The sequence below is a fragment of the Pseudoalteromonas sp. SWYJZ12 genome, assembly GCF_015864395.1.
GTDB classification, from domain to species: domain Bacteria; phylum Pseudomonadota; class Gammaproteobacteria; order Enterobacterales; family Alteromonadaceae; genus Pseudoalteromonas; species Pseudoalteromonas arctica.
Window position 1 is genome coordinate 457531 of the sequence record NZ_JADYXH010000003.1, and the last position, 10606, is coordinate 468136.

At 36.4% G+C, this 10606-nt stretch carries 11 protein-coding genes and 2 pseudogenes; 12 read left to right on the forward strand and 1 reads right to left on the reverse strand.

Going from position 1 to position 10606, the window contains the following annotated elements; translation table 11 throughout:
• Positions 1 to 8: 8 nt before the first annotated feature.
• Positions 9 to 908 carry a 3-hydroxyisobutyrate dehydrogenase gene (mmsB, locus tag I6F42_RS06350; protein WP_197151540.1) on the forward strand — a complete coding sequence of 300 codons (900 nt, stop codon included), beginning with the start codon at positions 9 to 11 and terminating at the stop codon, positions 906 to 908.
• Between the two features lie 9 nt (positions 909 to 917).
• A complete protein-coding gene (locus I6F42_RS06355) occupies positions 918 to 1697 on the forward strand; it encodes an SDR family oxidoreductase (RefSeq protein ID WP_197151542.1) in 780 nt (259 codons plus the stop codon).
• A gap of 75 nt (positions 1698 to 1772) precedes the next feature.
• Here I6F42_RS06355 and I6F42_RS20340 read toward each other — a convergent pair.
• Positions 1773 to 2049: pseudogene (locus I6F42_RS20340) on the reverse strand (phage integrase N-terminal SAM-like domain-containing protein); the annotation flags it as partial.
• 247 nt (positions 2050 to 2296) lie between these two features.
• Here I6F42_RS20340 and I6F42_RS06370 point away from each other — a divergent pair.
• The 10 genes and pseudogenes from I6F42_RS06370 to I6F42_RS06415 form a co-directional block, all read left to right on the forward strand.
• Positions 2297 to 3481 carry a hypothetical protein gene (locus tag I6F42_RS06370; RefSeq protein WP_197151546.1) on the forward strand — a complete coding sequence of 395 codons (1185 nt, stop codon included), beginning with the start codon at positions 2297 to 2299 and terminating at the stop codon, positions 3479 to 3481.
• A gap of 220 nt (positions 3482 to 3701) precedes the next feature.
• Positions 3702 to 4157 (forward strand): transposase, encoded by a 456-nt coding sequence (locus tag I6F42_RS06375; RefSeq protein ID WP_197151547.1) that lies wholly within the window; start codon positions 3702 to 3704, stop codon positions 4155 to 4157.
• 213 nt (positions 4158 to 4370) lie between these two features.
• Positions 4371 to 4934 (forward strand): DUF6624 domain-containing protein, encoded by a 564-nt coding sequence (locus I6F42_RS06380; RefSeq protein ID WP_197151548.1) that lies wholly within the window; start codon positions 4371 to 4373, stop codon positions 4932 to 4934.
• A gap of 568 nt (positions 4935 to 5502) precedes the next feature.
• Entirely contained in the window at positions 5503 to 6522 is a 1020-nt protein-coding gene (locus tag I6F42_RS06385) for a hypothetical protein (protein ID WP_197151549.1), read from the forward strand.
• A gap of 266 nt (positions 6523 to 6788) precedes the next feature.
• Positions 6789 to 7127, forward strand: coding sequence for a hypothetical protein (locus I6F42_RS06390; protein ID WP_197151550.1), 339 nt, complete (start codon positions 6789 to 6791; stop codon positions 7125 to 7127).
• A 725-nt stretch (positions 7128 to 7852) separates the two neighbouring features.
• Positions 7853 to 8149, forward strand: a complete 297-nt coding sequence (locus I6F42_RS06395; RefSeq protein WP_029751263.1) for a hypothetical protein — start codon at positions 7853 to 7855, stop codon at positions 8147 to 8149.
• Between the two features lie 575 nt (positions 8150 to 8724).
• Positions 8725 to 9336 (forward strand): hypothetical protein, encoded by a 612-nt coding sequence (locus tag I6F42_RS06400; RefSeq protein ID WP_182231319.1) that lies wholly within the window; start codon positions 8725 to 8727, stop codon positions 9334 to 9336.
• 71 nt (positions 9337 to 9407) lie between these two features.
• Positions 9408 to 9953 (forward strand): DUF6624 domain-containing protein, encoded by a 546-nt coding sequence (locus I6F42_RS06405; protein WP_231616310.1) that lies wholly within the window; start codon positions 9408 to 9410, stop codon positions 9951 to 9953.
• 215 nt (positions 9954 to 10168) lie between these two features.
• Positions 10169 to 10297, forward strand: a complete 129-nt coding sequence (locus I6F42_RS06410) for a hypothetical protein (protein ID WP_374939246.1) — start codon at positions 10169 to 10171, stop codon at positions 10295 to 10297.
• 63 nt (positions 10298 to 10360) lie between these two features.
• Positions 10361 to 10606 (forward strand): annotated as a pseudogene (locus tag I6F42_RS06415) (transposase); the annotation flags it as partial.

The window sequence follows — 10606 nt, forward strand, 5'->3', positions numbered from 1 at the left end:
GAAAGACGATGACTAAACTCAATATCGGTTTTATCGGCTTAGGCAATATGGGCGGCCCAATGGCGGCTAACTTAATTAAAGCTGGACATACTGTGAGTGCGTTCGATTTAAACCAGTCGGTCGTAAATGAACTTGCAAGCAAAGGCGCAAAAGCCGCAGTTGATGCAAAACAGTGCGCAACTAATGCTGACGTACTTATTAGTATGTTACCTGCAGGCAAGCATGTTAAATCGCTGTATTTAGGAAATAACGACGACAGCGGTTTAATTAACGTGCTGAGCAAAAATACATTAGTAATTGATTGCTCAACAATAGATGCAGAATCAGCACGCACTGTAGGCAGTGCACTTGGCAAACAAGGCATAAGCTTTGTAGATGCACCGGTATCGGGCGGTGTTGCAGGCGCAATCGCAGGCACACTTACTTTTATTGTAGGCGGCGAGAAAACCGCGTTCGATAAAGCATATACAGTGCTGAGTGATATGGGTAAAAACATATTTCATGCAGGCGATATTGGTGCAGGGCAAGTAGCAAAAATATGTAATAACATGTTACTCAGTATTTTAATGGCAGGCACCAGCGAAGCACTGCAAATGGGTATTAACAACGGCCTCGATCCTAAAGTACTTAGCGACATAATGACAGCAAGTTCAGGCCGTAACTGGACGCTTGAACTTTACAACCCTTGCCCAGGTGTAATGGATACAGCCCCTGCTAGTAACGATTATAAACCAGGCTTTATGGTTGATTTAATGGCTAAAGATTTAGGCCTTGCCATGGAAGCCGCGCAGCAAAGTAATTCATCAACCCCTATGGGTTCAATGGCTAAAAATTTATACACTATGCTACAACACCAAGGTGCGGGTAGTGATGACTTTAGTGCCATTTTTAAACTGTTTTCTAAGTAGGAGCAACGCGTGGAAATTAAAAATAACACGGTAGTGATAACCGGTGGCGCACAAGGTTTAGGCTTTGCAATGGCGCAAAAGTTTGCACTTATGGGTGCAAACATTGCATTAATAGATATGGCACAAGACTTATTAAACAACGCATGCGAGCAACTTATGCAACTAATGCAGCTTGAAGGTGTAACTAGCAATATAAAAGGGTATGCAGCAAACGTAACAAATGAAAGCGAAGTAGAAAACGTATTTAATACCATTAATAGCGATTTTGGCCACATTGGTGTGCTTATAAATAACGCCGGTATTTTACGCGACGGCATGTTTATAAAGGCAAAAGACGGCAAAGTCGTTAAAAAAATGTCTCTTGAGCAATTTCAATCAGTGATTGATGTAAACCTGACCGGTGTGTTTTTAGCAGGGCGGGAAGCTGCAAGCCACATGGTTGAATCAGGCAAAGGCGGCGTTATAGTTAATATGTCGAGCGTAGCGCGCGCAGGTAACATAGGCCAAACAAACTACGCAGCATCTAAAGCAGGCGTAGTGGCACTTACCACCACATGGGCTAAAGAACTTGGCCGATTTGGTATACGTGTAGGCGCTATTGCACCAGGTGTAATAAGCACCGCCATGACCGACGCCATGAAGCCCGAAGCCAAACAACGTATGCTTGCAGTAACGCCAGTAGGGCGATTAGGCGAAAGCGACGAAATTGCGCATACTGCACAATACATAATCGAAAACGACTTTTTTACCGGTCGCGTGGTTGAAATAGACGGCGGCATTCGTTTGTAAACCGAACTGGATTAAGATTGATTTAAAAAGCATGGCGCTTGTGGGCTGTGCTTTTTTGTTTTAAATAATGTCTAATAATGAGAGTGGCTTTTTAATCACTTCTTTAAATAAAAAGCTCAACGCATTTAAGGCTTGTGTTTGAGTGTTAGGTGCAACATTTTGTTGGTTGACTAAACGAGTTTAAAAAAGCTAAAAAAAGTTCGACCTCATTATCTCCCATCGTTGTTGGGTGCCTCATAGAGTTAAATCGAATAAACGAAGCTATCCAGTATAAATACGCTTTAATAGTACTTTTAGCATAACGCTTTAGATACATTTGTTCGGCTATCATAGTTAAAAAAGGTGATTTCATAATATGAATCTCCAGTAAAAATTAACTGTATATATAGACAGTGCTTATTGTTTTGTCCAATATTACTGCTCTCCACCATTTCGGTGTATTTGTGCATTGATTAAAAATAATTTCCAGTTAACTAATTGTTTACAGGTGTTTATTTGATGGTTAAGATAAATGCACTGTAATATATGGACATTTGTCGGTTTATAAAACGACAAATGTCGTAGACAAAATTGTTAGGCGAATATGGAAGTTTCATGGCATGGCAAAATTAAAAATCCCTGAAGATATAGAAGTACTCAAACAGAGAGTTATTTTAGCTTTAGGTGATGTAAAGTCCGTACAAGAAAATACAAAGGCTGACAAAATTTTTCTTTTCACTGCAAAACGCACTGATGCAGGAAGAACATTACCTCCATACTATCTTGTTTTCTTTTTGTTAAATGATTTATTGGGTTTTAAGAACCTTGGTAGATTTGAAAAAATATCATGGTCGTTACCAATTGATTATAGAGGTAAGGCTTTTTTAATTGAACATCGAAAATTTGGGTTGGGCGTTTTTGCCGATAATTTAGAAACTGATGAAATTGAAGCACAAGAGATTGTTAAAAACATCCATAAGGCTGTAAAAGTAGCTAAACCATATTTTGAATGGGTTGCTTCTGAAGCAGTTAAAAGTTCTAAATTAAACGTCAAAAACAATAGTTCTAACTTATTTCAACGCTACCAATATCTTGTTGAGTTATATAAAAAAGAAAAACAAGAAGCTGAAGATCGTAAAGATGAAGTACATAGAGAAACAAAGAAAACTTCATATGGAGAAGCTACTTCAATTCATATCCCATCTACTCAATTACGAAAGAATGCCAATTGGTTAGCTACTTCAGCTATTGAAGCATTCTTTAGCTGGACTGAGCATTTGTTCGTACATCTAAGTATTGTTGGTAAAAACATTGACGATGGCGAAAAAGTTGCAGATCTAGCAGGTGCTGAATGGCAAGTGAAATACACTACTGCAATAGATATTAACATCAAAGAAAATAAAATATTCTTTGATGAATTAATTTTCTTAAGAAGGCAATTTAGGAACTTTATTGCTCATGGCGCATTTGGTAAAAATGGTGAAACCTTCACCTTTCACTCAAGTGCAGGCGCTGTTCCAGTATTGATGCCTCACCAAAAAGGCAAAAATAAGTTTTCACTTTTTGGAGAGCTTTCGTTCAATGAGGATGAGGTGATATCTTTACTCGAACGTTTTATTGAGCATTTATGGTCGTCTGAAATACAACCAGCAATGTACTATGTTATGGATAGCGGTTTGCCTACAATTCTTACAATGGCTAATGATGGCTCATATTCGAGAGCTATGGTTTCAATGGAAGATATGGAAAGTTTTGTTGAGCATTTAAATTACCAATTCGATCAAGCGGCTAATATGGATTGGTAAATTCGCCTAACAAGTCGTTTAAAAGGACAAAAAACAGTTGGCTTTTGCTCCTTCGTCGCTAATTTTAGCCAACAATTTTTTGCCTCTTAACGAGGCGTTGAGGCTGTAGAATTACTCTTTTTAGGAACGTATCCAACTATTCTTGGTTGGTTGCTTTTTAACCTTGAATCCATCTGTTCGCTGTGATCTAATAGATATTATTCACCCACGGTAAACTGTTATGGCTAACTACAAGCCTGACTTATCCTGTCAAAATAAATTCATTCCTATCAATTTCGCTGAGCAAATTTTGCCTGGCACATTTGAATATGCCCTTTGTTATATCGTCGAAAACAAACTCGATTTATCGGGATTTGACGCGTGGTATAACAACGACAAAACGGGCGCTGCTGCGTATCTGCCTTCGGTAATGCTAAAGATTATTTTACTGGGCTATGCACATGGTTTTATCAGTAGCCGTCGGATTGCAAAGGCTTGCGAGCATAATATTTTATTTATGAGTGTGTCGGGTGATATCCAGCCACATTACACATCTATAGCGGGTTTTGTGGCTAAAATGCATGAACAGATTGAGCCACTTTTCACGCAAGTGCTGATGATATGTGATGAGGAAGACTTGATAGGCCGCAACATGTTTGCCATTGATGGGTGTAAATTAAAGTCCAACGGAAAATAACAAAGACACCCATCCTAAATTGTGCACATAAACACCAGTAATCCCTTCCAAAACGCCAATTAAAACAACAACAAACCTTTTTATATTCTGCGTAAAAATACAGTAATCGATTGAACCAAAATAGGAACTCAGCTATGGTTTGTTTATCAATAAAAATAAATAAAAAACGAGTTAATCTACAGGCTCGTTATATGTACAAGGAGAGTTCAGTTGATGCGTTACCTATTACTGTTGATAATACCTTTTTATTCTTTTGCCGAAATTAACCTTCCTCTGCAAAAAGAACTAATTGAACTGGAAATTGAAGATCAACATATTCGAAACAAAATAGGAGAAGTTGGGTGGCAAAACCCACCTAAAGCACTCCTAGAACAAATGATGAAAATAGATGAAAATAATACAGGAAAACTTAAAGCTATCATTAAAAAGCATCATTGGGTAACAAGGGATTTAGTCGGAGTTAAAGGAGTTGGAGCAGCATTTTTAGTCATCCAGCATTCACCTGATGTTGCATTTAAAGTAAAAATGCTTCCTTATTTAAAGCAATCATATTTGAATGGCGAAGGTGTTAGCGGACAACAAGTCGCTCTTTTAACTGATAGAACTCTTATTGCACAAGGAAAGAAACAAATCTATGACACTCAAGCTGACGTGAGTGAAGGTAAAGTTGTGTTTAGCCCTATAGAAGATGAAACTAATGTGGATATACGGCGTGAAGAAATGAATATGCCCTCTTTAGATTTTTACTTAAAAATAATGGAAAAAATGTACGATTAGGATGACACCCATCCTAATCATTAGGAAAAAAGCCAATAAAAACAGTATGAAGAGTGCATTATTATAAATAATGAATCACGCAAAAAGCTGAGCTATGTAGACAAAATGAAAGTAAAAATAGACAGTCCAATCGGAAGAAGATAGCGGTTTATTAAAGAATGGTAAACGACTCGGCTGTACCGAACCGGCTTTCCTTTAAATAAAAAGCGGAATATTACGGTGAACAAAGGCATGAATAAACTGACCTTGCGAGGACAAACGAAAGTGAATGCCTTTATTTTATTGTGTGGCAACTGTATTGCCTTGTTCATAATATAGAAAAGCTGCAAAACACGATGCATTAAGAAGGGTAAGCCCTCTTACTCTAAATAAAAGCCACTCAAGCACCCGTAATCCCTTCCAAAACGCCAATTAAAACAATATCAAACACTTCTATATTCTGCGTAAAAATACAGTAATCAATTGAACCAAAATAGGAACTCAGCTATGGTTTGTCTATCAATAAAAACAAATTTAAAAACGAGTTAATCTACAGGCTCGTTAGTACATTAGGAGTTTACCTACATATATGGATATTAGAGAAATATGTAACGAGTTAAATAATAGATCTAAAAGCTATCAAGTTGGTAAGTTACAGAGGCTAAGATCAAAAATAAAAGATATATCTAGGCCTAAAACGTTAAATATATTTAGTGATCAAACCATTGATGAGGATTGGGCATTTCATTCCGGTGGACGAACAGAACTTCAGTTTAATATAGGCACAGAAAAAGAGGGGTTTAGGTATGGACTAGCCCTTTCACTGCAATTAAGTCGAACACTTCCTGATATTTCAGATTTTGAAGTTAAAATACTACGGTTTAATGAGTATCTACTAGCAAATACTCATGATTTAGATAACATAAAAATGTGGGTGCACTCACCGAGTGGAAGAAGTGAGATAAAGAAAATATCTGAAATTAAACTGACTCACTTTCAGGAAGGAAATTTTATATTCTTTGGCCTCTTGTGTGATGCTGACAGCATTGATTACGAACATGTTCTTCAAACGTTCGATCAGCTACTTCCAATATATGAGTATGTTGAAAGCAATACATCTTTAAACGAATCAATACTAAGCAAGAGTGCTAGTTTTACTTTTAGTGGATTTAGTGAAGATAAAAAACTGTATGGAACTTATAGCTCCCCAGCAAAGAAGTTTGAAGTAAAATTTAAACATAATGAACTTCAGCTTAAACTTTGTCAGTTACTTTCCAATAAGTATGGCGTAGTAAATGTTGGCGACGAGTGCTTAACAAAGTTTGGAACAAGGGTTGATGCAGTAGTTAAAAATACTGAAGGTTTTATATTTTATGAAATAAAAACAAACTCCACATTAAAGCTTTGCATTCGTGAAGCTCTTGGGCAGCTTTTGGAGTATGGGTATTGGGATTCTGATGTGGTCCCTCAAAAGTTAGTTGTTGTAGGAGATCATTCTGTAAATGAGGTGGCTATAAAGTATCTTCGTAAGCTGCGTGATGAGTTCAATTTACCTATTTATTATCAAAGAGTTGGCATTAATGATATCTCTCTTAGCACAATGTACTAACAACACGCCCTGAGGTGGACAGCAAGCGCTAAAGCTCACTTTCCACCGCAAATTTTAACAGCGGTGATCCCTTACTTTTCAATGCCGTTAAGTAAGTTGATTCATCGGGACGCAATAAACTAGACACCCACTCTAAATTTTGTTCTTTTAACCTCAAATGGCGATTAACAGTGACACCCATCCTAAATTTTGCTCTTTTCAAAATTTAGGACTACGTTTTAGTTAGTGCAAAAAACGAGCAGGGTGTCTTATGGCAATTTCAAGAAATGAAACGAATTGATGAAGTATATGGCGTAACAAAAGTAAAAGTCCTGAAAGTTATAAATGGAACCGACAATCACAAAAAAATTGATATTGATTGGAGCATTGGAAGAATCAGTCAGCCATTATTTGATATTTACCATAATTATGTTGTCTTCTTGAAGAAAAATGATAATGGAAAATATGAAGCTTCAATTATTGGACGATCCTTTTGGAAAGTAGAGAAAGACTATTCTACTCAAGAGTTTTTTATTGATTTAGATATGGATATCTATATGAGAAATTTGATAAATATACCTGAATACATTTATGGCTTAAGAGAAGTTTCTCCTAATAATCAATAATTAGGATGACACCCATCCTAATTATTATGAAAAACAAAAACAAACAAGACACCCACTCTAAATTTTGCTCTTTTTAAAACTAAAGACTACGTTTTATTTAGAAAACAATAAACTAGACACCCACTCAAACTTTTGCACCATTACGCTCAAAGTGAATGATTAGGATGACACCCATCCTAATCATTAGGAAAAAAGCCAACAAAAACAGTATGAAGAGTGCATTATTATAAATAATGAATCACGCAAAAAGCTGAGCTATGTAGACAAAATGAAAGTAAAAATAGACAGCCCAATCGGGCTACGATAGCTGTTTATTAAAGAATGGCAAACGACTCGGCTGTATTAAACCGGCTTTCCTTTAAATAAAAAGCGGAACATTACAGTGAATAAAGGCATGAATAAATTGACCTTACGGGGTCAAGCGAAAGTGAATGCCTTTACTTTATTGTGTGGCAACTGTATTGCCTTGTTCATAATATAGAAAAGCTGCAAAACACGATGCATTGAGAAGGATAAGCGTTTTCACCCTAAATAAAAGCCACTCAAACACCCGTAATCCCTTCCAAAACACCAATTAAAACAATATCAAACACTTCTATATTTTGCGTAAAAATACAGTAATCAATTGAACCAAAATAGGAACTCAGCTATGGTTTGTTTATCAATAAAAATAAATAAAAAACGAGTTAATCTACAGGCTCGTTATGTGAAAAGACGAGCACCATATGAAATTTGAAGATTTACCGCTACATGATGCAACAATAACGTCCATATCGTATCTATGGGAAGTAAAGGCTTTGAGTGTGAATGGTAATTTTTTCAGTAAAGAACAAAGTAAGATTATCGAATTTACCTTAAGCTTTAATTTGGTAACTGGACTATCTATTCCACACAATGAAGAGTGGGGGCCGTCATCTAGCATTAACGGCACTGGTTTTAAGGCACCATTAGAATACTATATTGAAATGCAATCTGGTGATGTAGTTACCGTTGAAGCTGTAGATTTTAATTTCAATTTATAAATCACATTAATTAGGATGACACCCATCCTAATTAATGTGAAAAATGTCAACAAAAACAGTATGAAGAGTGCATTATTATAAATAATGAATCACGCAAAAAGCTGAGCTATGTAGACAAAATGAAAGTAAAAATAGACAGCCCAATCGGGCTACGATAGCTGTTTATTAAAGAATGGAAAACGACTCGGCTGTATTAAACCGGCTTTCCTTTAAATAAAAAGCGGAATATTACAGTGAATAAAGGCATGAATAAACTGACCTTACGGGGTCAAGCGAAAGTGAATGCCTTTACTTTATTGTGTGACAACTGTATTGCCTTGTTCATAATATAGAAAAGCTGCAAAACACGATGCATTAAGAAGGGTAAGCCCTCTTACTCTAAATAAAAGCCACTCAAACACCCGTAATCCCTTCCAAAACGCCAATTAAAACAATATCAAACACTTCTATATTCTGCGTAAAAATACAGTAATCAATTGAACCAAAATAGGAACTCAGCTATGGTTTGTTTATCAATAAAAACAAATTTAAAAACGAGTTAATCTACAGGCTCGTTATACGTACAGGAGGGTTTTGTGCTAGATGAAATAATTTTGCAGCTTAAGGATAAAAAGTCACCTAAACGACGCTCTGCGACTAAGAAATTACGTAAACTTAAAAATATTGATGCTGGCCCCTTTCTATTAAGTGCTTTAAAAGAAGAACTTAAAGATTTACGTACTTGGGAAACTCAGTATCAAATGATTATGGCCATTGGAGAATGTGGCTATAAACCTGCGCTGGAATTCCTTCAATCACTTGCACACCAAACTTTCGAAGCGACAATGGTTTATGTCGCTATAGGTGATGCAATCCAAAGATTATCTATGCAAAATGAACAGGATGTTACAACGATATTTGAAGCCATAGATACAGAAAACGACATGCTTATTGACGGAGCTATTCGAGCAATGGCAATGCTTAAAGTAGTGCCAGTGAATCTAGATATAGAAAAAATAATTAATTATGTTGCCGCTAAAAACAACAATGATGGAATGCACTTTTGGGTCTTAGCTGCTGCTCCAGGTTGGTCGGGGAAAAAGGTTGATGAGTATTTAGCTTTTTGTTCAACGTCAAAACGAGACGAGATAATTGATGCTGTGGAGTTAGCCCGGAAACAAAAATATAAAAAATGGTTTCCGTTGTAGGTACGTATAACAAGCCACTCAAACAGGACAAATAACAGTGGGGCGTTATATGTACAAGGAGAGTTCAGTTGATGCGTTACCTATTTTTACTGTTGATTATACCTTTTTATTCTTTTGCCGAAATTAACCTTCCTCTGCAAAAAGAACTAATTGAAATGGAAATTGAAGATCAACATATTCGAAATAAAATAGGAGAAGCTGGGTGGCAAAACCCGCCTAAAGCACTCCTAGAACAAATGATGAAAATAGATGAAAGTAATACAGGAAAACTTAAAGCTATCATTAAAAAGCATCATTGGGTAACAAGGGATTTAGTCGGAGTTAAAGGAGTTGGAGCAGCATTTTTAGTCATCCAGCATTCACCTGATGTTGCATTTAAAGTAAAAATGCTTCCTTATTTAAAGCAATCATATTTGAATGGCGAAGGTGTTAGCGGACAACAAGTTGCTCTTTTAACTGATAGAGCTCTTATTGCACAAGGAAAGAAACAAATCTATGGTACTCAAGCTGACGTGAGTGAAGGTAAAGTTGTGTTTAGCCCTATAGAAGATGAAACTAATGTAGATAAACGGCGTGAAGAAATGAATATGCCCTCTTTAGATTTTTACTTAAAATAATGGAAAAAATGTACGGGATTAAAGAACACCCTGAAATAGACTTGAATTAATGTACATATAACAAAACGTCCTGAGGTGGGCAACTAGTAAAATTTGTCTATTAATTGCAACTTTTAATAGTGGGAGAAAAATTAACCAGACACCCACTTTAAATTTTGCACTTTTCGAAGTTAGAGGCTAGCCTTTGTGTAGTGTGAAAAGTAAGCAGGTGCCACATGGCAATAGCAAGAAAACGTCAAATAAGTCTGGTTGATACAAAATATTACCATTGTATTTCGCGTTGCGTGCGTCGTGCATTTTTATGTGGCGAAGACGGAGAAAAATTAACCAGACACCCACTTTAAATTTTGCACTTTTCGAAGTTAGAGGCTAGCCTTTGTGTAGTGTGAAAAGTAAGCAGGTGCCACATGGCAATAGCAAGAAAACGTCAAATAAGTCTGGTTGATACAAAATATTACCATTGTATTTCGCGTTGCGTGCGTCGTGCATTTTTATGTGGCGAAGACCGTTTTACAGGTCAATCTTACGAGCATCGTAGAGGTTGGGTTGAAGATAAGTTACTTATGCTCGCAAAAATATTTTGTATTGATGTATGTGCTTATGCCGTAATGAGTAATCACACCCATTTGGTACTATATGTAGATGATAAGAAA